The 20,249-nt window shown below is 56.0% G+C and carries 18 protein-coding genes and 2 pseudogenes; 5 read left to right on the forward strand and 15 right to left on the reverse strand.

The genetic code is table 11. The features are described 5' to 3' along the window. Positions 1 to 13: 13 nt before the first annotated feature. Entirely contained in the window at positions 14 to 892 is an 879-nt protein-coding gene (locus ACYAR8_RS07055; RefSeq protein WP_074890031.1) for an amino acid ABC transporter permease, read from the reverse strand. A gap of 304 nt (positions 893 to 1,196) precedes the next feature. On the opposite strand from ACYAR8_RS07055, the gene ACYAR8_RS07060 reads away from it, so the two are divergent. Beyond that, the gene (locus ACYAR8_RS07060; protein ID WP_463579473.1) at positions 1,197 to 2,162 is read left to right on the forward strand and encodes a LysR family transcriptional regulator; all 966 of its coding nucleotides are present in this window, start codon (positions 1,197 to 1,199) and stop codon (positions 2,160 to 2,162) included. 8 nt (positions 2,163 to 2,170) lie between these two features. On the opposite strand, the gene ACYAR8_RS07065 is transcribed toward ACYAR8_RS07060, so the two are convergent. The 3 genes from ACYAR8_RS07065 to ACYAR8_RS07075 all read right to left on the reverse strand — a co-directional run bounded on the left by ACYAR8_RS07065 (position 2,171) and on the right by ACYAR8_RS07075 (position 3,629). Beyond that, positions 2,171 to 2,473: a helix-turn-helix domain-containing transcriptional regulator gene (locus ACYAR8_RS07065; protein ID WP_065990926.1), complete on the reverse strand. Its 303-nt coding sequence runs from the start codon at positions 2,471 to 2,473 to the stop codon at positions 2,171 to 2,173. Then, positions 2,470 to 2,793 (reverse strand): type II toxin-antitoxin system RelE/ParE family toxin, encoded by a 324-nt coding sequence (locus ACYAR8_RS07070; protein ID WP_463579474.1) that lies wholly within the window; start codon positions 2,791 to 2,793, stop codon positions 2,470 to 2,472. The genes ACYAR8_RS07065 and ACYAR8_RS07070 overlap by 4 nt, the downstream gene beginning before the upstream one ends. A 143-nt stretch (positions 2,794 to 2,936) precedes the next feature. Next, the gene (locus ACYAR8_RS07075) at positions 2,937 to 3,629 is read right to left on the reverse strand and encodes an HAD-IA family hydrolase (RefSeq protein WP_463579475.1); all 693 of its coding nucleotides are present in this window, start codon (positions 3,627 to 3,629) and stop codon (positions 2,937 to 2,939) included. A gap of 215 nt (positions 3,630 to 3,844) precedes the next feature. Between ACYAR8_RS07075 and ACYAR8_RS07080 the strand changes: the two genes are divergently transcribed. Further along, positions 3,845 to 5,332, forward strand: a complete 1,488-nt coding sequence (locus ACYAR8_RS07080; protein ID WP_463579476.1) for a YdgA family protein — start codon at positions 3,845 to 3,847, stop codon at positions 5,330 to 5,332. Between the two features lie 51 nt (positions 5,333 to 5,383). Here ACYAR8_RS07080 and ACYAR8_RS07085 read toward each other — a convergent pair whose 3' ends face one another. The 4 genes from ACYAR8_RS07085 to ACYAR8_RS07100 form a co-directional block, all read right to left on the reverse strand. Then, a complete protein-coding gene (locus ACYAR8_RS07085; protein ID WP_074890044.1) occupies positions 5,384 to 6,514 on the reverse strand; it encodes a mechanosensitive ion channel family protein in 1,131 nt (376 codons plus the stop codon). Positions 6,515 to 6,679: 165 nt separating this feature from the next. Continuing rightward, positions 6,680 to 8,491, reverse strand: coding sequence for a J domain-containing protein (locus tag ACYAR8_RS07090; RefSeq protein ID WP_463579477.1), 1,812 nt, complete (start codon positions 8,489 to 8,491; stop codon positions 6,680 to 6,682). 5 nt (positions 8,492 to 8,496) lie between these two features. Beyond that, positions 8,497 to 10,191 (reverse strand): molecular chaperone HscC, encoded by a 1,695-nt coding sequence (locus ACYAR8_RS07095; protein ID WP_463579478.1) that lies wholly within the window; start codon positions 10,189 to 10,191, stop codon positions 8,497 to 8,499. Positions 10,192 to 10,531: 340 nt separating this feature from the next. Continuing rightward, positions 10,532 to 10,951, reverse strand: coding sequence for a DUF2628 domain-containing protein (locus tag ACYAR8_RS07100; protein ID WP_463579479.1), 420 nt, complete (start codon positions 10,949 to 10,951; stop codon positions 10,532 to 10,534). 980 nt (positions 10,952 to 11,931) lie between these two features. Here ACYAR8_RS07100 and ACYAR8_RS07105 point away from each other — a divergent pair. Together ACYAR8_RS07105 and ACYAR8_RS07110 are read left to right on the forward strand one after the other, a co-directional pair. Further along, positions 11,932 to 12,957 (forward strand): annotated as a pseudogene (locus ACYAR8_RS07105) (methyl-accepting chemotaxis protein); the annotation flags it as partial. A 141-nt stretch (positions 12,958 to 13,098) separates the two neighbouring features. Further along, positions 13,099 to 13,812 (forward strand): methyl-accepting chemotaxis protein, encoded by a 714-nt coding sequence (locus tag ACYAR8_RS07110; protein ID WP_425438875.1) that lies wholly within the window; start codon positions 13,099 to 13,101, stop codon positions 13,810 to 13,812. A gap of 57 nt (positions 13,813 to 13,869) precedes the next feature. On the opposite strand, the gene ACYAR8_RS07115 is transcribed toward ACYAR8_RS07110, so the two are convergent. From ACYAR8_RS07115 to ACYAR8_RS07130, 4 genes are all read right to left on the reverse strand, one after another. Further along, positions 13,870 to 14,199 carry a hypothetical protein gene (locus tag ACYAR8_RS07115; RefSeq protein ID WP_463579480.1) on the reverse strand — a complete coding sequence of 110 codons (330 nt, stop codon included), beginning with the start codon at positions 14,197 to 14,199 and terminating at the stop codon, positions 13,870 to 13,872. Positions 14,200 to 14,213: 14 nt separating this feature from the next. Continuing rightward, the gene (locus tag ACYAR8_RS07120) at positions 14,214 to 14,438 is read right to left on the reverse strand and encodes a hypothetical protein (protein ID WP_463579514.1); all 225 of its coding nucleotides are present in this window, start codon (positions 14,436 to 14,438) and stop codon (positions 14,214 to 14,216) included. Between the two features lie 72 nt (positions 14,439 to 14,510). After that, positions 14,511 to 14,771, reverse strand: coding sequence for a hypothetical protein (locus ACYAR8_RS07125; protein ID WP_463579481.1), 261 nt, complete (start codon positions 14,769 to 14,771; stop codon positions 14,511 to 14,513). A 195-nt stretch (positions 14,772 to 14,966) separates the two neighbouring features. Further along, positions 14,967 to 15,518 carry a DUF3592 domain-containing protein gene (locus ACYAR8_RS07130; protein WP_463579482.1) on the reverse strand — a complete coding sequence of 184 codons (552 nt, stop codon included), beginning with the start codon at positions 15,516 to 15,518 and terminating at the stop codon, positions 14,967 to 14,969. Between ACYAR8_RS07130 and ACYAR8_RS07135 the strand changes: the two are divergent. Further along, positions 15,475 to 15,852, forward strand: a pseudogene (locus ACYAR8_RS07135) (tail assembly protein); the annotation flags it as partial. The gene ACYAR8_RS07130 and the pseudogene ACYAR8_RS07135 overlap by 44 nt on opposite strands. 71 nt (positions 15,853 to 15,923) lie before the next feature. Here ACYAR8_RS07135 and ACYAR8_RS07140 read toward each other — a convergent pair. The 3 genes from ACYAR8_RS07140 to ACYAR8_RS07150 form a co-directional block, all read right to left on the reverse strand. Then, positions 15,924 to 17,690: an ATP-binding protein gene (locus ACYAR8_RS07140; RefSeq protein ID WP_463579483.1), complete on the reverse strand. Its 1,767-nt coding sequence runs from the start codon at positions 17,688 to 17,690 to the stop codon at positions 15,924 to 15,926. Beyond that, a complete protein-coding gene (locus ACYAR8_RS07145; protein ID WP_463579484.1) occupies positions 17,680 to 18,858 on the reverse strand; it encodes a hypothetical protein in 1,179 nt (392 codons plus the stop codon). The genes ACYAR8_RS07140 and ACYAR8_RS07145 overlap by 11 nt, the downstream gene beginning before the upstream one ends. A gap of 120 nt (positions 18,859 to 18,978) precedes the next feature. Beyond that, positions 18,979 to 20,235, reverse strand: coding sequence for a hypothetical protein (locus ACYAR8_RS07150; protein WP_463579485.1), 1,257 nt, complete (start codon positions 20,233 to 20,235; stop codon positions 18,979 to 18,981). Between the last annotated feature and the right edge of the window lie 14 nt (positions 20,236 to 20,249).

The raw sequence follows: 20,249 nt of genomic DNA on the forward strand, positions 1-20,249 counted from the left end.
TCCTGGGCCTGACTTACGAACGCTTGCCGGCGCCGCGGGCGAAACGCAGCTCCAGCCGGCTTTGGCCGAACGACAGGACCGTTACCACCGCCAGGTACCAGATCCCCGCGACGATCAGCAGCTCCATGACCCGGGCGTTGGCGTAGTAGATGTTCTGCGCGTTGTGCAGCAATTCGGAATACTGGATGACGCTGGCAAGGCTGGTCATCTTCACCATGCTGATGAATTCGTTGCCGACCGGCGGGATGATCACGCGCATGGCCTGGGGCAGAATCACCCGACGCAGCGCCTGCAGGCGCGGCATGCCGATGGACTTGGCGGCTTCGTACTGACCGGTGTCCACGGACAACAAGCCTGCGCGCACGACCTCAGCGGTGTACGCGCCCTGATTGATGCTCAGGCCCAGCAGCGCGGCAACAAAGGGCGTCATCAGGCTGACCGTGTCGATCTCGAACACGCCGGGAATGCCGATAACCGGGAAGATAAGCGCCAGGTTAAACCACAGCAGCAACTGCAAAATCAGCGGCGTACCGCGAAACAGCCAGGTGTAGGTGATCGCGACGTAACGCAAAATGGGGTTCGCCGACATGCGCATGATGGCCGTGATCACGCCAATCACCACGCCGAGGAGCATCGCCAGAATCGACATGATGATCGTATTGAGCAGCCCCCACAGAATGGCTTCGGAGGTCAGGAACTGGCCGATATAACCCCACTCGATCTGCCCGTTGGCAAACGCGCGGGCCAGGCCGGCGAGGGCAACGATGATGAGGGTCGCGAAGAAAATGCGCCCGTAATAGCGGCGTGGGACGTGTTCGTACTGAGTGATGTCGAACGCGTTTTCGGTCTTCCTGCGCTCGGCTTGCAGCTGCTCCGCCTGATTCTGATTCATGTGTCTCTCCGAAGCTCTGTGCAGACCGCGCCTGCCTGATCTAGGCAACCGTACCCAGCCCTCCTGCCACGACGTAGGCCCACCGTTGCAACATGGAAACGTCCTGGACGGGTGGCAGTTACGAATTGAAAGTCCTGATCAAAGTGTCAGGTTAATTAACATTGGATCCGCTTCCGAACCATGAGGCGGAGTACTGCGTGCGCGGTTGCCAATCAGGTTTTTCTGTGTTCATTATTATCAACCGGGCACGTTTTTGTTGTGAGTCAGAGCCTGTTGAATCCAATAGGCGAGGTCAATAAGCATTATGGAAACTCCACTTTCCAATTCTGGAAACGTGCCGCCTAAACCGGGAATACGTCCGCCTCTTACTCTCAGCGGAATGGACTTCAAGCTGTTGCGGGTGTTTCAGGCCGTGGTGGAGGCGGGTGGCTTCAGCGCTGCCCAGAACGAGCTGAATGTGGGCCTCGCCGCCATCAGCAAGCAGATTTCTGACCTTGAAATCCGTATCGGTATGCGCCTCTGTACACGTGGCCGGGAAGGATTTCATCTGACCGAAGAAGGCAAGCTGGTCTATCAGGCGGCTATCGAATTGTTCGCGTCGGTGGACAGTTTTCGCGACCGGATTAGTTCTGCGCAGAATGAGTTGATTGGTGATTTGAGTGTCGGCGTAATTGATAACACCCTGACCGATAAAAGTTCGCCGCTCATTGCAGCACTCAGACTAATGCACGATGAAGCGCCCAAAGTAAGACTGCGCCTGCAAGCGTCTCAACTGGATGAAGTCGAGCGTGCTATGGTCGAAGGACGGGTGAGTCTTGGCATCGTGCCGGTGTATCAGCGGCGCGAAGAGTTTGATTATTTCGAGTTGTACGAAGAGACCTCCCACGCGTATTGCGCAGTGGGGCATCCGCTGTTCGAGGCGGACGACAGTGCCCTGAGCATCGACAGCCTGCGCGCATTCGACATCGTGAATCATCGGTACGCGATCCATCGCGACAAGGCGAGCTTCGTCAATTCCGACAGCCAGTGCGCCTCCGCCTCCCAGGTCGAAGCGGTCGCCATGATGATCCTGACCGGCCGCTTCATCGGCTTTCTCCCCGAGCACTACACGCGCAATCTGATCCGCGACGGCCAACTCCGCGCGCTGCGCCCTGATCTGATCTTTCTGCGCACACCCGTCAACCTCATCCTGAGACACAACGCCCCCCGGAGCCCGCTGGTCAAGGCGTTCGCTCGGGCGTTGGGGGTGGATTTGAGGGTTGGCGTGTAGCGTGAATATCACGCGATTGCCGCGAACGTGAGCCCGGTGGCATGTACCACTTGGCGCATGGTTTTCAACGTGGGATTTCCTTTGGGGGATAGCGCTCGACGAAGGCTCTCATGAGGTATTCCGGCTTTCTCTGCTATGAATGCTATCCCGCCTCGAGCTTCAACAACATGTCTCAACGCCGCAAGAAAGCCAGCATCGCCGCCTTCTTCGTCCAATTCTTCAAATGCTATTCGCAAATACTCCGCTGCGAATGCGGGGTCGTCCCGAATCATCGCAATGACTGTTTCGTCGTGATCACGTGAGCTCGTCATGGCCTTCTCCGCTGATAGTCGTGCCAGCAATCAATGGCTTTAACAATGTCAGATCGCTGGTGGCGCTTATCGCCTCCCAGAAGCAGCAAGATTAGCTGCTTACCTGCCTGGGCGTAGTAAACCCTATAACCCGGTCCGTGATCGACCCGCAATTCCCACACGCCACTTCCACTAGGCTTGCAGTCGCCCAATGCGCCTGCAGCGACCCGGTTGATGCGCGTGGTGATTCTGGCTTTCGCGGATCGATCTTTGAGCTCATCAAGCCATTGCTGATAAAGATCGTCGCCGTTTGCGCTGAGGTAATGTCTGACCTGATTCATGGGGCGAACGATAGCGTTGATGCAATTGATCAATATGCCCGTCTGAACGGATGTGACCGGTAGGAATTTTCAGCGCGAACGCATGGCCTCGATTTTCCCCCCGCAAGAATCTAGGCCAAGCGCGCCTACGCATGCGCAGATAATCAGTTGCCAAACCCCGGCAAACCCCAATCTTCCAGCGGAAACTCGGTCAGCGAACCCAATACCAGATCGGCGTGGGCGTACTGCTCGACCGGCATGTGCGAGTCCGGCACGGCCACTGCGTACATACCAGCGGTCTTGGCCGCAGTGACACCGAATGGCGAGTCTTCAAACACCAGGCAGTCCTTCGGGTCCACGCCCAGGTGGCGCGCTGCAGCGAGGAAGATGTCCGGCGCAGGCTTGGCCGCCGTGACCTCGGCGTGATCCGCCGTCACCACGTCTTTAAACAGCTCGAACCAGGCGCGGTGACTGCTCGTTTTCACGTGGAAATAGTGAAGGGAAGAACTGGTGCCCACCGCAATCGGAATGTTGTGCTCGGCAAGGTGACGCACCAGTGCCTCGGCGCCACGCATCGGCACGGCGTGCGGGAAGCGCTCGTCCAGCATCGGCTGGCGAACGGTCAGGAACTCCTCGGGAGACATCGGTAGCTCGAGCGCGCTGATCACATACTCGGCGAAATCCTGAGAGCCGCGGCCAATGGAATGCTGCTTCACCGCCCAATCGAACGTCTTGCCGTGCCACTTGGCGATGATGTCGGTCACTTCGGTGTAGATGCCTTCGGTGTCCAGCAGCAGGCCGTCCATGTCGAAAATTACCGCCTTGACCGGACCCTTGGGCTTTTGCACTTCGCTCATCTCATCGATCCCATTAGCAAATTGGCGTCCAGCCTAACGCCTCGGCGAACGTCGTGGCTAGGCGCAACGGCTGCAAAACGTTCTCGCCAAGTGCTAATCTCGCCGGGCTCTCGGCAGCGCAAGGTGCTGCACGGCCGCTCTGTGTGGCGCCGAAACCCTCCGGGGTCAAGGAAGGCAAGACCTCTCTTCAAGAACGGACATCTTCGAGTCGACACATGAAAAAATCAGTCAACATCGCCGTAGGCGTCATTGTAGTTGCCGGCGTCCTCATCACCGCTGGCGCCTGGTACACCGGAAAACGGCTGGAGGGCGCGCTCAACGACGCCATCCAGCAAGGCAATCAGCAGCTTCAAGCCGCGTTCGTCGGGCATGAAGGCAAGGCGAGTGTTGAGCTCCTTTCCCTGGACCGCCACTTCTTCACCAGCACTGCCCACTACAAGCTGAATATCCAGGACCCCCAATTCAATGAGGGCAAGCCGGTCGAGCTGCTGTTTGTCGACAACATCGAGCACGGCCCATTGCCGTGGAGCCGCGTCAAATCGCTGCAACTGCTGCCGGTAATGGCCGCCAGCAACGTGCAGATCGAGAAGAACGCCTTCTCCGAAAAATGGTTTGCCATGACCAACGGCCAGCCGCCCCTGACCGGGCACTTCAGCATGGGCTACGACCGTGCCGCATTGGGCCGTGTAGAGTTGCTGCCGTTTGAGTTCACCGATCAGACCGGCGCGTTCAAGTTTTCCGGTTTCACCGTGAATGCCTCCGGCTCGGGCGATGGCCAGAAGCTTGAGGCTAACGGTGTGCTGGGCAGCGTCGACGTCACCGCCACCTCCGAAGAAGGCCCGGTGCATCTGACGCTTAAGGATTTCACCTTCAACACCGGTGGCACCAAGGGCAAATCGGGTTTCTACCTGGGCCACACCGACGCGAAAATCGCCTCGGCCACGTTCCAGGCAGCAGGCCAGCCGGCCATTCAGTTCAAGGACTTCGTCAACACCAGCCTGTTGCAGGAGGTGGAGGGCAACCTGAATGCGCAGGTGACCTACGACGTCGGCAACATCAGTTTCAATGGCAGCGACATCGGCGCCATGCAGATGCTCTGGAAGTTCGGCAATTTCGACATCGCCTCAACCCAGGCACTGATGAAGATCTATCAGGAGAAAGTGCAGCCTCAAGCCCAGGCCGCCGCGGCGATGGGTGAAACCTACACGCCGCATTTGAGCCCGGCTGATCAGGCACTGGTCCAGGCCGAAGTCAGCAAGCTGCTGAGCGCCAAGCCGCACATCGAACTGGAAAAGCTTTCGCTCAAGACCGCCAGCGGCGAAAGCCAGTTTAGCCTGTCGATGGACTTGGCCAATCCTTCGGCACTCGATCAGCCGGGCGCGGAATTGCTCAAGCAGTTGCTGACCCAGCTGGACGCCAAGCTGGTGCTCTCCAAGCCGATGATCAAGGATCTGGCCGCACTGCGCGCCAAGTCTGCCGGTCTTACCGACCCCGCCGCCATCGCGCAACAGGCGCAGGCAGCAGCAGAGTCGGTGGGCGGCATGGCAGTCATGTTGCAAATGGGCAAGGTCGAGGGCGACAACATCCTGTCCAGCCTGCATTACGCCAATGACGTGGTGGACTTCAACGGCGTGAAGATGCCGGCGCAACAGTTTGCCGCAGCGATGATGGGCAAGTTTGTGATGCTCAGCGGCGGTCAATAAGTCTTGCCCGGCCACCGCTGAGGTGGCCGGGCAGCTTGCTTTGACCTGTCTTCAGACTGGCGGCTGGCGCGCGATTTCCGTGGGCGCTTCGTGGCCTTCGCGTTCCGGCTGAACGGTGCGGGAAGACATCTCCGCGCGCAGTTGCGGCAGGCACTGCGGGTATTGCCGGGCAACGAAACTGATCAGCCGCTCGCGCATGTGGCATCGCGCATCCCAACTGCGCGATGAGTCGGCAGAGCTCAACAACACCCGCAACTGCATCGCCTTGTCGGTGGTGTCCGTGACCTGCAGCACGCAGACGCGGCCATCCCAGAGGTGCGGAATCTCCTTGCAGATACGCTCCGCTTCCTCGCGCAGCTCCTCCAGCGGCAACGCGTAATCCACCCAGAGAAACACCGAGCCAATCAGGCTCGACGTGCTGCGCGTCCAGTTCTGAAAGGGTTTCTCGATGAAGTACTGCAACGGAATCACCATCCGCCGTTCATCCCAGATCTTCAGCACCACATACGTGCCGCTGATCTCCTCGATCCGACCCCACTCGCCCTCAACGATCACCACGTCATCCAGGCGAATCGGCTGAGAGATCGCGATTTGCAGGCCGGCGATCAAGTTACCCAGTACCGGCTTGGCGGCGAAACCGGCGGCCAGTCCCGCGAGCCCTGCCGACGCCAGCAGGCTGGTACCGATCTGACGCACTGGCGGGAAGCTCATCAGAATAAGCCCGGTGCCGAACAACAGAACCAGCACATTCAGGCAGCGCACCAGCACCCGCACTTGCGTCTGAATCCGGCGGGCTTGCAGGTTGTCTTCGATGTCCAGCGGGTTGCGGATCGCCACCGCTTCGCCAATGGCCTTCACGCAGCTCAGCGCCAGCCAGGTGAACCCGGCCACCACCAGCATGCCGTTCAGATGCCGAACACCCTTGATCAACATCAGATCATCAGGCGCAGACGTCCACACGGTTTGCAGGGCCAGCAGCGGGATCAGCCACAAGGTCGGCGGCTCGGCGCGATGAATGAGCTGTTGAGCGAAGACGAACGACTTGGCGACGCGGCGGAGCAAGATCAGCGCAATCCAGCGTCCCAACAGTGCGATGCCAATCGCGATGGCGGCAGCCAGGAGGGTGTTGAGCCAGGGCAACGGCAGCGCGTTCAGCCAGGCTTCCGGGAGTACGTGTTCCATAGAGGGGGTCACCAACAGGACGGTTCAAAGGCAAGAGGTGTGAGCTCCCTCGGTGCTCAATGTTCCCTGATCAACCCGCCGCCGCTGAAATCGTGACGGGCTGGAATCAGCGAGCCAGAGCATCCGACACGTTTACTACAAGTCGAATGGTCTGGCCAGTCCGGGCTAACGGCCCGGCGACGCCTGAATGTCCAGCTCACGCTGCAACCGGGTCCGAAGCCGCCAGCACTGGCTGATCTTCTGCTCTCGCGAATAGCTCGCGCAGCGCTCTGGCAGCACCGCGTTTCTGCACTCCTTATCCATCAGCTCCATTGCCTGCTCGCTGCTGCAATCGAGCTGGCCGGGGAGTGCTCTCGCGGTCGTCTGTCCGGAGTTTGAGGTTGGCACCGGCTTCGGTGCCAGCGGGTAGAGACTGAAATAGATCGCAGATGCAGCGATGACGATGATCGACAGGAAGATCTTGCGCGTGTTCACGTGCAGGAACCCTCTCACCGCCTCCCGGATTGGTGCGTAAATCTGCGGGTGGCGATAGGGCGACAGAAAGATCCACGCCAGCATCAGGAGCGAGTAGCACAGCAACGCGCCAATCCCTTGGGAGTAGAGCAGCACCCCAATCAACACCAGCGGTACCCCGTGCCGAACGACGAGTGCCTGCGACGCGGGCCAATGCAGCCACTCCGGAAGCAGCAGGTCGCTGATCCATTCATCAGCTTCTTCGATGGCCAGACACACCGGGCGCCAGGCGCGCATGGCGATTCGGCACAGGCCGGTCATGAAAAGCGGATACATCAGCAACATCACCGCCGCCTTTACCCCGTCCAGCTCGCCCTTCATCATCTCGTTCGGGATCATGAAGAGAGCCGTGAACAGCACCCAGCCGATCCACGTCCAGACAGCCGGGTTCATCGGATCAACCCGTAAGGTTCTCCAGCCCTGCAGATCCGCTTCGGGGAAAACCTCTAGCATTTCGGGATAGCGATTGTTGATCGTCGAGCACAGCCGCTCGCAGGCGATCCACACATCCGCGCTGCAGAATCTTGCCAGTCGCAGCCGATCAACCTTGCGCCCCGGCTGGAGCACCAGCCGCGCGGCCTTCTCTTCAACGCTGTCAGTCTTGCCGCCCGCCAGCAGGCGCTGCCAATGTTCGATGTAGGCGTACTTCTCGCATCGCTCGATCAAATTTCGCCAGATGAACTCCGGCTCGGGAAACACGGCCTTGCGGTCATCCCACGCAAAAAGTTCGCATACCCTGTCGAACAGCGCAGCCGTCCAGCCTTTGTGGTTGTGCAGGAAGAACATCGCCCAGCGCTGCAATTGATCGCGGCGTTCCAGAGAGGCCAGCCAGGGTTGCTGAGCGAGCTCCTGCAAGCCCGCAAGAAACTGGCGCTCTTTGCCTTCGGCCAACGCGTGTTCGAGCCGCGCGCCTTCGCTGTCCAGCAATCGCTGTGTCAGCTGGATTTCCCGGTCTGCGCTGATGCGCAACGACTGCCACGGGGTTAGCCATTGCAACTGGTCGACGGCGGCTTTGAGCAGATCGCAGTCGGACGACTCTGCTTCCAGGCACCGATCGAGCAAGCGTTGCTGGAAGGGCAAATCGCAGCCTTGTTCCACCGCGCGCTGATGCATATGCGGCAGATTTTGTGCGGTGGTTTCTTCAACCAGCAGGCGTGCAGCCTGCCGCGCCAAGGCTTCGGCATCCTGTGCCGGATGCACGAGATCACCGGAATTGTGCGCAGACGTCACGGGCTGCGCCGAAAGCTCCGACGCACGACTCAAAGTCATCGTAGGCGAGTGGTCATCATCTTCTTCAGCACGGTTTCGCGCCAACTCAATCGCGCGCTCGTAGGCTTCTCGTAACCGCTGAAAGGCCTTCGGGTCTTCGTCCGGCCGAGTGACCTTCAGCAGTTTTGCATAGTGACGTTTGACGGTCCGCTCATCGGCATCGTCGCTCAGGCCCAGCAAAGTCCAAGGGTTCATGTCGCTTACCATTCCCCTCGCTCGAAGCGTTCGACCTGCTCGGTCAGCCGCTTGCGCACCTCGCTGATCTGCCGCTCATCCTGGGTTTCGAGCACGTGCTGAAACTGGCTGGCCCATGCCCCGACCATCTCGCGCGCTTCACCCAGGTACTCCTGATACAGGCGCTCGAGCTTTGCCGTCATGTGCGTGTTGACCTGCTGCTCGCGGGGGTGAGTCTTCAACGACTCGAGCGCTTTGAGGCGCTCTTGAATCTCGGCAGGCGTCAGCACCCCTGGGTTGTTTTCGATCACCAGCGTGTGCGCTTCCCCTGTCATCGGAATGCGCACGTCGGCTTCGAGAATGCCGTTGTTGTCGTAAGTAAACCGCACGTCCAGGTCGACTTCACCGGCGGGCCGCCGCGGCACCTTGATCTCAAGTTCGCCCAAGGCCACGTTGTCCTTAACCTTGCGGCTCTCGCCCTGAAAGATCTTCACAATGACGAATTGCTGATGATCGCTGAGGGTGCTGACGGTCCTGACCCGGCTTACCGGCACGACCGTGTTGCGCTCGATAATCGGCAGGTAATGGCCGCTCTCGAAATGCTCGCCGAGGCGCTGGGTGGTTTCGATGCCCAGCGTGTAAGGACACACATCCGTCAGCACCACTTCTTCCAGCGCCGAGTCGCGCGCCTTGAGCGCAGCCTGAATCGCCGCGCCTTGAGCGACCACTTCGTCAGGGTTGAGCGTGATGGAAGGGAAGCGCCCGAACAGGCTGGCGGTCAGCTTGCGGATCAGCGGCATGCGCGTGGTGCCGCCCACCAGCAGGATTTCATCCAGATCGGCGACACGGATGCGCGCGTCACGCAGCGCTCGTTCGATCGGCGCGCGCAGACGGTCCAGCAGGGGCGCGTACAGCTCGACCAGTTGCTCTTGGGTCACCGGCTTGCGCCACTCGCGATCGGCATGACGCAGCACGAAATCAACACTCGCTTCCTGCCCCAGCGCTTTACGCACGCGCTCGGCTTCACGACGAAGGGATTGCCTCACCGTCAATGCGGCTGGAAATTCGACCTCCTGTTTGTGCAGCGCCACGAAGTGTTCAAGCAGCACGTTGTCGAAGTCCTCGCCGCCGAGGAAGTTATCCCCGGCGCTGGCGCGCACTTCCATCACGCCGTCGAACAGTTCAAGGATCGACACATCGAAGGTGCCTCCGCCCAGGTCAAACACCAGAAACGAGGTCTCGCCTTCTTTCTGATGCAGCCCGTAGGCCAGCGCTGCGGCAGTCGGTTCATTGATGAGTTTCTCGACCTTCAAGCCCGCCAGTTCGCCGGCCACCTTGGTCGCCTTGCGCTGCGCATCGCTGAAATACGCAGGCACGCTGATCACCGCTTCCGTCACCGGCTCGCCGAACGCCCGCTCGACGTCAGCCTTCAGGCTTTTCAGCACCAGCGCGGACAGCTCTTCCGGACGATATTTGCGCGCGCCGAGCTTCACTTCATGCGCGCTGCCCATGTGCCGCTTGAACAGCGCCGTGGTTGTGCCCGGATGAGTTTGAAGCCGCTCTTGCGCGGCCTTGCCCACTAACACCTGTCCGTAGTCGTCCAGCCCGACGACGCTGGGCGTCAACAGCTCACCCAGCGCGTTGCTGACCAATTGCGTGCCGCCATCGCGCCAGACGGCGACCAGGCTGTTGGTGGTGCCGAGATCTATACCGACGATCATGCCGAACGTGCTCCTTGCGGGACTGCTGTGTGACTGTCCGATTAAATGAAAATGACGCTGTAGGTAAAAAGTATCGGCGAAAGGCTGCGCGGCTTTAGGTCAAGGGTGCTGCGCTTTCTGCGTTGGAGGGGGTTCGTCGGGATGCGCTGCTGGCATTGCGTTAGTCGCGAAGGTGGAGATCGAACGCTTTACCAGTGGTGTTGGCGTGGCTCTCCCCGCAGGACTGGCTGCGGGGGTTTTGAATGGCCATGGCATTGCCGGCGCAACACCATGGCAGAGCGCTTCGCCTTTCACACAACGAGGCAATGAAAGTGACGACGCTCTGTGGTCCGTCTTGGCGTTAGCAGCCTTTAAACGGGTTCCAGCCTTGTTCGCCTTTAACTTCCTTGAGGTAGTAGGCGAAGTTCGTGGTCCTTGCATAGAAGGCGTTTATGGCAATACCGATAGCAAGATCCAACTGTTTGGCGTAGGCAAAGCCGGTTGCGGAATAGAAGATTTCCGCCACCACGCTGACGGCCAGCAAAAGGCCGATCAGCGTCAGGTTTTTTTTCCACAAGCCCAGGACGAACAGGTAAATCGGGCCGAAGAAAAACGCGATGATATTCGCGTTGATCTTGATCCTCTGCCGGAGAGGCAGTTTCAGCCATGCGGGCTTGAACGTTGGGGAGTTCGGCCCGCCATGCTCGTCAAAAAATGCGAAACGTTGCTGCCATTTCTCGCTGTAGCCGTCGCGGCTTTGTACTTGATCGGTCGTGTTCATGTTGGTTTTCCTTGAGGTCCTTGAGTGGTGTTTTTCTTCCCGGATGTCCTGGGTCTTGCTTGTTGTTATGCGTTGCTGACTGCCCGGCTTGCGGCGATTACGATTTTGACGCTTAAGTCCCCGGCACGTCGCTGGCAGCCTTTTATAGTAGGAAAGCTCCTACAAGCGGAATTTTTTCTCGTTTTTGTTACAGATTCGACGATTTGATGCCTGTGCCTCCGCTCAGGCCTGCCAACCCTCGGATCCTGATGCACCGGCCCTTCACTTTATCGATTTTGGTGTTCGCGCCCCGTCGGCTTGGAGCGCTGCTGGGTGGAGATCGAGAGCCGATGATCCAAGCCATTCCCGAGCGAGTGGAATGGGGTCTGAAGTTGGTTCAAGCCGCCGGTTTACTGAAGTGAGTGTCTTGAGTTCTAACGGCTTGCCAGGCAATGGATCTGAATGGCAGTAACTCTCGCAAGTAGGAAAGGGATATCAGTTAAACGCGACTCATGTGAGGGCTGGTTGGTTCAACTCTCAATGCATTAATATTTAAGTTCGAAGTTGTCACGTGATTACCGGCACTCTCACTTAATAAGAAGAGTAGCTGTCTTTCGTGTTTGGCTTAATCTGTCCCATCCACCAATGGGAACTCTCCCGCGCTATCCTGCCTTGGAATAACCGCCCTTTGCGCTTCTGGCTCGGGCCAGGCACCCGTCCGAGCCCCTAAAGCCCGAATCGATCTCCAGTGCCCGGCCAACGCGCCCGACCATCGACCGCACAAAAAAATAGGCAAGGCATGTTGAACTTTTTATCCTGGATAGTTTCGCCGATAAAAATGAATTATTAAGTCGATAGTGCATGGAAAAGTGATTTTTCACTAAAGTTTCTTTTTGCGTGGCCGAAGTTTAAAGCTGTAGGAATGGCATGGAGTGGCCCTCTCCTATGTCGACACCTAAAAACTCTCAGAGGGCGCCATGCTAAAGAACATATTAATCAACATGACCGTCAGGTCGAAGCTAGTACTCGGCTTCACCCTGGTGATCATTTTTACTGTCCTTATCGCCCTGACGGGTTGGACAGGAATCTCCTCACTCAGCGAGCGAAGCGAGCGCGTGTCTGACATCGCGAAGCTCACCACACTGACGCGGGACATGCGAATCGCGCGGCTGGTCTACGCCCAGAATTCTGATGACGCCAATGCTGCCACCTGGCTGAAAGCCTACGACAATCTCGACGGTCATTTGGCGTATCTTCGCGAAATACTGGATTCCGAGCTCAATATTCCCCATGTAAAAACCGCATCCGCCGCGATGACCGCCTACAAAGGTTTTTACAACGACATCATCAATGCGACCCACGCTCGCGAAGCCAGTCGAGTCGTATTTGGCAGCAACGGCGACGATGCAGCGGCGGCGCTGCAACGCCTTGACGCCTTCGCCAGCTCGCCTGAGGGTACGTCCGAGCAGCGAGATGCAATCAGGCAAGCGCTGACACTTTTTCAGAAAATGCGATTTGACGTGCGTGGGTACACGTTCACGCTGAAGCCTGACGCGCAGCAGGTGGCGGTGGCCTCAATCGCCGCGGCCTTGAGCAACACCCAATCCCTGCAAGCCGCTGGATTTCAACCTGACGTCATCAAAGGCCTGCAGGCTTCCCTGAGTAAATACCAGGCTGCCATTGCTCAGTTTTCAGAGTCACAGGCCGCGATTGATAAAGGGCAGGGGGGCATCACGAAAAACATCGAAATCCTGCTGAGTTCCGCCGATCAGTTGGCGCAAAACCAGGTTTCGCTGCGTATCGAGGACGTCGGTCAAGCCAACAAGATGCTGATTATCTGGCTGAGCATTGCGCTCATCATCAGCGCATTGGCTGCATGGATCATCACCCGCGTCATCGTCGGGCCGCTTCGCGAGGCACTGCAGTTGGCTGATCGGGTAGCAAACGGTGATCTGACCTACAGCGAAGTCACGACAAGGCGAGATGAGCTTGGTCTGCTGCAAACCAGCATGCAAAGAATGACCTCAAACCTGCGGCAATTGATGGGTGGCTTGCGTGACAGCGTCACTCAGATCGCGAGCGCTGCCGAACAGTTGGCGGCAGTCACCGAGCAGACCAGCGCAGGGGTCAACAGTCAGCGGACCGAAACCGACCAAGTTGCAACAGCCATGAACCAAATGGCCGCCACTGTTCAGGAAGTGGCGAGAAACGCAGAGCAGGCGTCAGATGCGGCGGTCAGCGCCTCCAAAGAGGCCCGCGATGGCGATGCAGTTGTCGCCAAGGCAGTGCTCCAGATCGAAAAACTCGCGACAGAAGTCGGCTATTCGAAGACCGCGATGGATGAGCTCAAGCAAGAGAGCAACAAGATCGGCGGCGTGCTTGATGTGATCAAGGCCGTTGCCGAGCAAACCAACTTGCTGGCGCTCAACGCTGCCATCGAAGCCGCACGCGCTGGCGAAGCCGGACGAGGTTTTGCGGTTGTCGCAGATGAGGTGAGAAGCCTGGCGCAGCGCACCCAGGCGTCGACCGAAGAAATTGCGACATTGATTGGTGGTTTGCACACCCGAACCGCCCAGGTTGCGGCCACACTGGAAAACAGTCGCCTACTGACTGACAACAGCGTGGAGCTGGCGCGGGATGCGGGGGCTTCGATCGGCAACATCAGTCGATCAATTTCGACCATCGAATCAATGAACCAGCAAATCGCCGCCTCTGCTGAAGAGCAAAGTGCCGTGGCTGAGGAAATTAATCGCAGTGTTCTCAGTGTGAGGGACATCTCCGAACAGACTGCCTCCGCGAGTGAACAGACAGCAGCGTCCAGTGTTGAGCTGGCGCGTTTGGGTGTGCATCTGCAGGGGTTGGTGAGCAAGTTTGTTGTGTAACAACCAGGGGAGGCAGGTGTAGGGCCGTCGCGTAGCCTCGGTCCGATCTTCGCTGACTCAGCGGATGCCTAGCACGTGTTTCAGGCGCTGCAGAAAGGCTCTGCAAGCGCTGTTTTCGTCACTGAAGCGCTGCTCTTCGGTGCGCAATCCGCGCTCACTGTAGAAGACCGACCAGCCCCCGTTTTCCTCGACAAGGCAGAGCGCCTCGTCGTTGATTTCGCCGATGGCGTAGCTGTCGGCGGGCGCCTGGATTGTTTTCAGCTGTTCAGCCAACTCACGGCGATCCATGTCTGCCTCCTTTTTTGACTTCTCTAAACGGTCCGGAATCGAGATACGCTTGAAGTCGCTGGTGACCTGCCCATCGAGATTGATCTGGACCAAGCTCATCGGCAAACGCGACTTCAGTCAGCTGATTCAGCAGGTTGCTCATCACCACGCCGACAACCAGTCCGACCGCCGATGCCGCCAGTGGCCACCGTAATTCCTGTCGCCGCGCCCACCGCAGCGGTAGCCAGTGCGCCGATGGCAATTGGCGGCCACTTCCAGCACGCCCCCGAGAATGTCGGCATCATTGAGGTGTGCGACAACGCATCGCCTACCCGAGCGGCCCAGAGTGCGTCAGACATTCACTACGCTCATGAAAACACGCTGCGGGGCGTCTTCGTGCCATGTGCCCCATAAAGTAACGCCAGCACGCGTTACACCTTACTCAACAGCTTGCTGAGCTGAGTCAGCAGTTGCAGCCACTGATCGTATGAGACGCCCACAATGAAGTAATCGCCCAGCCATTTCACATGGCATCGGCTGATCAACTGCTTGGCAGCGTCCTGTCGCTCGCCCATTGATGCGGTCTCGTTGAGCACGACATCGGTCAGTTGGCTGACTTCATCGGCTTCTTTCTGAAAAGACGATTGCGTCAGATGATCGCAAATCAAATCGCTGGATGCCCGTATGTTCATAGTCGCGTCGTTGCGAAACCGAAGCCGATGCCTGCGCCTCCGTAGCCAAAGCTCTCCTTTTTGCCATCGGGTGTCTTAACGGTGATTGACAGCCCACCGGATACCAAGCCAACACTGAGCTCGCCGCTACTCCCTGTAAGGTACCTCCAAGTGCTGACATTGACCGGCAGGGGAATGATCGATGGAGTCATCGTTTCAACGTCCTTTTAACGGCGGTACGGCAGGTTGCTTCCTGCCACTGGAAAACTCAGACCTACAGCCCCAGATAAACGCCAGGCCCATGATCCCCAGCATCACCGGAGTGCCCCATAACGCGCCTCGGTCTTCAATGACAGCCGTCATCTCGGGATCTTCGGCAAGGTAGAGCACCTGAACCGGTTGCCCGACTTCATAACCAGAAATCATCCCACCCTGTGGGTACGAGATGACTTGGTTGTCAGCACTGGTGAATTCGATTTCGGGGTGCGAACCGCCAGCGTTTAGCTTGGTCACTACGCCAGGCGCATGCTGCGCCTGAGGCAAAAATTCGTAACGCCAGTAAGCCATAGAACCGGCAATGGCAAGCAGGACCATACCGGCCAGGCCAAAGATCAGGCTTCTTATCAGGTAGGTGTAGGGGTTGGAAGGATTACTCATGTCTTTATTCAGTCGTCCTTGAAGAGTGTCTGGAAGTTGATTAACCGACAGTCCAACGAAGGCAACGGGTGCAACAACGGCCTTGATAATTCCCGTTACCGGCGACGTCATGACCATTCACGGGGCGGCCTTGCTGCTGGGCAAGCGTGCCGGAGTGCTCCAAACGGTGCTCGGCATTGTGCTGATCGTCGTGGGGGCCTTTGCCAGAAGTCCGAACGTTATCGCTGCAGGCGTTGCAATGACCGCCGGCGGCGTTATTCAAATGCTAAGCCCACAGGCTTCAGGCCTGCGGCAGAGCGGTTCCCCCGATAACTTGCCGAGCTATGCGTTCGGGAGCGCCAAGAACACTACGGCCAGCGGCAACCCGGTGCCGATCTGCATTGGCCATCGGCGCTGGGGCGGCGCGATTATATCGGCCTCAATCTATGCAGAAGACAACGTATAAGTAACGCACCCCACCAGCGGGCGCGTGCCTTATTTGGTGGGGCGACTTCAACTTCCGGAGTAGCCTGGCGGCTATTTTCTCCAACGATCAATCACTTGCGTGAAGACGACATCACGCCATTCTGTTTTCCATTCATTATGAACCTTGACGCTTTGCGAATGCGGTTCCGGTACCGGTAACGGCATCTTAATAACAGCCGGTAACAGCACCGCGTCGCCTACTACAACGCATTCGCCAGGAGCGAGATTAGGTAGTATCTCGGTGATCGCGTTCGCGTTGTCCGGAAATAGACGCCGCACATATGTCTGATCTGCGTCGTTCGTCAAGCGCAGCGATATAAAATTACTACATTGCGCGAAGATGGTCTCTGACACTTCAGATGGTCGCTGGCTGACCACCATCAGGCTCAAACCGTACTTCCTTCCCTCTTTGGCGATACGCTCAATAGACTTGCGTGACGCACGATAGGCCGCCTGATCGCTTCGTGGAACGTAATTATGCGCCTCCTCACATACCAGCATGACTGGAATGTCGTTAAGTAAACCTTGCGCATGCTGTAGCTTGGAGTAGTGGAAGCAGAAATCGAAGATCAGTCGTGAGATGAGGCTCACGGTAATACTAAGAACCTCAAATGGTACTCCGCTCAAGTCCACAACAGTAACGTTCGCCTTATCAAGGTAACCAATGAATTGCCTCATTAATGCCTCGAAGTCTTCCGTAGCATGAGCCTTTCCATCGAACTTCTTTGCAGTTAACAAAAACCTAAGACGTTTATCTGTAAGTTTTGCTTCCAATCTTGAAACAAACCTGTTGAACTCACCGTTGAAGGGCCCGTTTGTGGCTTTGGTAGCTCCAGCGCTAGAGTTAGCAATAAAATCGTGAATTTTGTCGAAATATATAATCCTGTCATTAACTAGCTGTCCGTCGGACAGCTTGGGCTTATCTTCTCCAGGCAGCCTTCCGATTACTTCGCGATTTAGGTTCTCGATGAAGAAAAAAACTTCTTGAATCGAAAAGTAAACGGGCGTGTCGTACGTTACCTCCGGGACTTTAGGGTTGTGTTTTTCTTTATTTAGAACTACTGCATGTTTGAACTGGCTGACTTGGTTGTGAGAGTTCGCCTCGTTGCTCTCGATAAACATGCTCTCAAGCTCTTCAGAGTTCATCAGCCAATACGGAAGCTGAAGAGTATCGATGTCCAGTCGGCTAAGTGTAAAGGATTCCTCCTTTTCCAAAGTGAACGCAGCGGTGTATTCATCATGAATGTCAAAGATCACAACATGTGAGTTGTTTTGCCTTTCTTTATTAGTGTTCTTGTGCTGGGAAATCCCAACGATGCCCTGCAGTACACTCGCCACCGTGCACGACTTGCCCGACCCGGTAGAACCCACGACTGCAATATGTTTGCTGAAAAACCTATTCCCGTTGATCATTAAAGCGGTCGCTTTGTTTAATGACAGCCTGCCAAGTGGGAAGTCGTGATCACTATCAGCAGCGAAGATCTTGTCGAGAGTGTCTTTTTCTGCGACGAAGGCATGTTCTGTAGGCACTGGAAGAAGCAAGCTTCCGCGGTCGAAGGTGTGGTCGTCTACTAATGTGCCGATTGCTTGGCATTCGATTTGAAAGGTCCATACGGGCTTACCATCAGGACCCGTTGTATTTGTACCTTTAATGTTACGGATTGTAGCGATTGTGAAGTCATGATTGCCTTGTGCAATCTTTAAGAAACGGCCGACTTGCAGCCCTTCCTTGTTTTTTTCAAAAATTTCTAGGTTGTCAACTGCTACGATGACAGCCTCCGGTGCACATGAAAGTACAGCTCCGATTTTAATAGCCATTACTTAACCCCATCATGTACTTGATTTCATCAAACTTTTCGGCAGAAAGCGCTTCAAGGTTGACGTCCTTTATATCTAGTTGCTGTATATCACCGTCACCGATTATGAAAAGGTCATCTGCCTTAATCGTCGGAGTCAGTCCTAGATAATCGTCCCAGCGGATAAGTCTCAGTACAAATTCTTTTTTGTCCTTTAGCACCATGGGGTCACGAAAGAAAATGGCTTCTGAAAAGTTTTTTACTGGTCGCCCCAAGTTTGGGATTACGTCCTTGCCAATTAGACGCTCGGCAATTTCGTCGAGTAACTCATGGGATACGTCCAACGCAAATAGGGGTGTCTGGGTATGCGATATTTTGAAGTGATATTTATCAATAAACGACTTTATAAAAAGTACGATCTGTTCATCGAATTGATCTATAAACCTAGGAAATATCACAATGTGTCGTAACCTGACGTTTGAACTTAAGCACTCTTTGAGCTGCTTGCGTCGTGCTTCGATAATCTTTGCTCGGTTCCGAAGAGCTAACGTCCACTGAGAGATTGCGGTAGATCGGATCCGTCGAAGTGTATCTAAAAAATCAAGTTTCGTTATTGTTCTTAGCTTTTCATCATGTTTGATGCTTAGGTCTGCAATTATCTGAACTGCATTTGGGTAAAATAATGTTTCTACTTCTGTCTTATGGAATCCAAGAGCTTCAAGCTGCGCTATATTATTCTCCATAAGGTCAGTATATTTGGGCGTGATTGTGACCGTAAGCACTTTCAAAAAACCGTCAATATCTACGCCTGCTGCTTCAATAACTAACTTTGCTAGCTTCTTGTCTTTAGAGTTTAACGCGCCTTTAAGCTCGACAGAAGATATTGTCACTAATGGGGTGTTGGGGAAGTGTGCGAATAGATGGTATTTGATGTTTGCCAGCGAGTTTGACTTGAAGTGTTTCATCATTTGTAATAGAGGGTCGTAAAGAATGCTAGGAGCATACTTGACTTGAGTTTCATGGTACTTACATTGAATGGCCTTAATCCCTGAAAAGGTTTCTACTTCAATGTCTTCAACAATTCCTTCAATGGTGATGATCGCATCGTCAGAAGCTTTTAATATTTCGGAAAGCGTCTGATTAAACTGATAAAGGAATCCCTGTATTGTATAGTCTGCCGAACGTCCCATTTCAACATCTCCCTTCGTAGTTTTACGGTCGGCGTCAATGGCGAGGAGAGGGGTTCGAACTGCGCCCTGCGTCTTTATCACACCATAGAGGAAAAAATAGCCTCAGCTCCCTCGCCCGGCTTAATCAGGCTTGGTTTTTTCGCGTGTCAGCAGACCGCTAACGAATGTGGTCAAATGAGTGCTGAAGTTCGGTATCGACTTAGCTGCCTCTTTCATCAGATCGGAGGAAAGCGCTTCCTGCCATGGGCTGCCGTGGGTTTCGGGCTCAACAAAGCGAAGAGGCTGTTCATCAAGGCGCGCCAATGCTGACTTTAGCAGCTGTACCTGAAGTTCGGGATCTATTGCCGCGGCCTCACGGCGGTAGCCTTCATACGCTTTGGATACCGACGCTTTGAAGGCATAGTCCTCAGAAAGGCGGAATCGTTGCCCCACCTGTTTAGTTGAGAGCCAAGCGAACCAGACCGGTGCGCCAACTGAGAGGATAGATAGGAGAAGGTTGACGGCGATTGCGGTATCTGAAGCGCCCGGAGTTTTGATCAGTTCGGCCAGTTTCGCCAGTTGTGTCGATCCGAAAAAACTCGCGCAGACGAGTGAGGCTAAGAGAGCTCCCACCCATATATGCATAGAATTCCCAAGTTCTTTAGATCGCTCTGCGAAGGCGGCAGCCAAGCCTTGGCTTGTAGCGGCTGAGTACGCAGCGTCTGCTTTTTTGACTACCTCGGCAGTATCGAGTGCAGCCTGGCGGAGTTGCTCTTGCACCGAATCCATTGCTTCTTTTGTTGAGAATATATGCAAACGGTCCTTTTCGGACTCGCTCATCAATTCATTGATTCTAAGACGAGCTTCCCGCAGCGACTCTAAATCCTCTGGTAACTGAAAGGCTGCATCGTTGACGTCTTTAATGCGTTGTATTACTACGTCGAGGTCTTGAGTGCGGTGGTTGAAGTCTCGCACACGAGCCTCAACAGACCGTACATTCTGGGCGCTAATGCGTACCGATTTTACGAGTGTTTCGCCATCGTTCAACCGCCGCAGCGGACGGATGACCCGATTCAATGCTTCCAGCGTATGTATAAACGCTGGGACAGCTTGCGAAGCGTTTCCCCAAATTTGAGGGATGGTATGACCGCGGAGAAAGGTTATCCGGGGGATGAAATCTTGCAATGCGGCCTCATGCTGCCCTAGCTCTTCAGGAATCTCGTCTCGAAGGACGGCTTGGATTTCAGCCACAACTGACGCCAGGTCGAATTTTGTTACACCCGGGTAGCTCCAGTTGGCATGAGCGACACTTAGGGCGATGTCGCTTGGAATGCTGGCGGTCATAGCGTCGACAACGGTATCCAGCTCGGCAATCAGAGCTGAGACTATGCTGTGCATCCTGAAACTCCTTT

It is taken from the genome of Pseudomonas sp. HP_01 (genome assembly GCF_055284355.1).

Excerpts from the sequence above, each read along its gene's own strand:
- ACYAR8_RS07055 (WP_074890031.1), bottom strand. The coding sequence starts at position 892 with ATGAATCAGAATCAGGCGGAGCAGCTGCAAGCCGAGCGCAGGAAGACC.
- ACYAR8_RS07060 (WP_463579473.1), top strand. The coding sequence starts at position 1,197 with ATGGAAACTCCACTTTCCAATTCTGGAAACGTGCCGCCTAAACCGGGA.
- ACYAR8_RS07065 (WP_065990926.1), bottom strand. The coding sequence starts at position 2,473 with ATGACGAGCTCACGTGATCACGACGAAACAGTCATTGCGATGATTCGG.
- ACYAR8_RS07070 (WP_463579474.1), bottom strand. The coding sequence starts at position 2,793 with ATGAATCAGGTCAGACATTACCTCAGCGCAAACGGCGACGATCTTTAT.
- ACYAR8_RS07075 (WP_463579475.1), bottom strand. The coding sequence starts at position 3,629 with ATGAGCGAAGTGCAAAAGCCCAAGGGTCCGGTCAAGGCGGTAATTTTC.
- ACYAR8_RS07080 (WP_463579476.1), top strand. The coding sequence starts at position 3,845 with ATGAAAAAATCAGTCAACATCGCCGTAGGCGTCATTGTAGTTGCCGGC.
- ACYAR8_RS07085 (WP_074890044.1), bottom strand. The coding sequence starts at position 6,514 with ATGGAACACGTACTCCCGGAAGCCTGGCTGAACGCGCTGCCGTTGCCC.
- ACYAR8_RS07090 (WP_463579477.1), bottom strand. The coding sequence starts at position 8,491 with ATGAACCCTTGGACTTTGCTGGGCCTGAGCGACGATGCCGATGAGCGG.
- ACYAR8_RS07095 (WP_463579478.1), bottom strand. The coding sequence starts at position 10,191 with ATGATCGTCGGTATAGATCTCGGCACCACCAACAGCCTGGTCGCCGTC.
- ACYAR8_RS07100 (WP_463579479.1), bottom strand. The coding sequence starts at position 10,951 with ATGAACACGACCGATCAAGTACAAAGCCGCGACGGCTACAGCGAGAAA.
- ACYAR8_RS07110 (WP_425438875.1), top strand. The coding sequence starts at position 13,099 with ATGAACCAAATGGCCGCCACTGTTCAGGAAGTGGCGAGAAACGCAGAG.
- ACYAR8_RS07115 (WP_463579480.1), bottom strand. The coding sequence starts at position 14,199 with ATGAGCTTGGTCCAGATCAATCTCGATGGGCAGGTCACCAGCGACTTC.
- ACYAR8_RS07120 (WP_463579514.1), bottom strand. The coding sequence starts at position 14,438 with ATGTCTGACGCACTCTGGGCCGCTCGGGTAGGCGATGCGTTGTCGCAC.
- ACYAR8_RS07125 (WP_463579481.1), bottom strand. The coding sequence starts at position 14,771 with ATGAACATACGGGCATCCAGCGATTTGATTTGCGATCATCTGACGCAA.
- ACYAR8_RS07130 (WP_463579482.1), bottom strand. The coding sequence starts at position 15,518 with ATGACGTCGCCGGTAACGGGAATTATCAAGGCCGTTGTTGCACCCGTT.
- ACYAR8_RS07140 (WP_463579483.1), bottom strand. The coding sequence starts at position 17,690 with ATGGCTATTAAAATCGGAGCTGTACTTTCATGTGCACCGGAGGCTGTC.
- ACYAR8_RS07145 (WP_463579484.1), bottom strand. The coding sequence starts at position 18,858 with ATGGGACGTTCGGCAGACTATACAATACAGGGATTCCTTTATCAGTTT.
- ACYAR8_RS07150 (WP_463579485.1), bottom strand. The coding sequence starts at position 20,235 with ATGCACAGCATAGTCTCAGCTCTGATTGCCGAGCTGGATACCGTTGTC.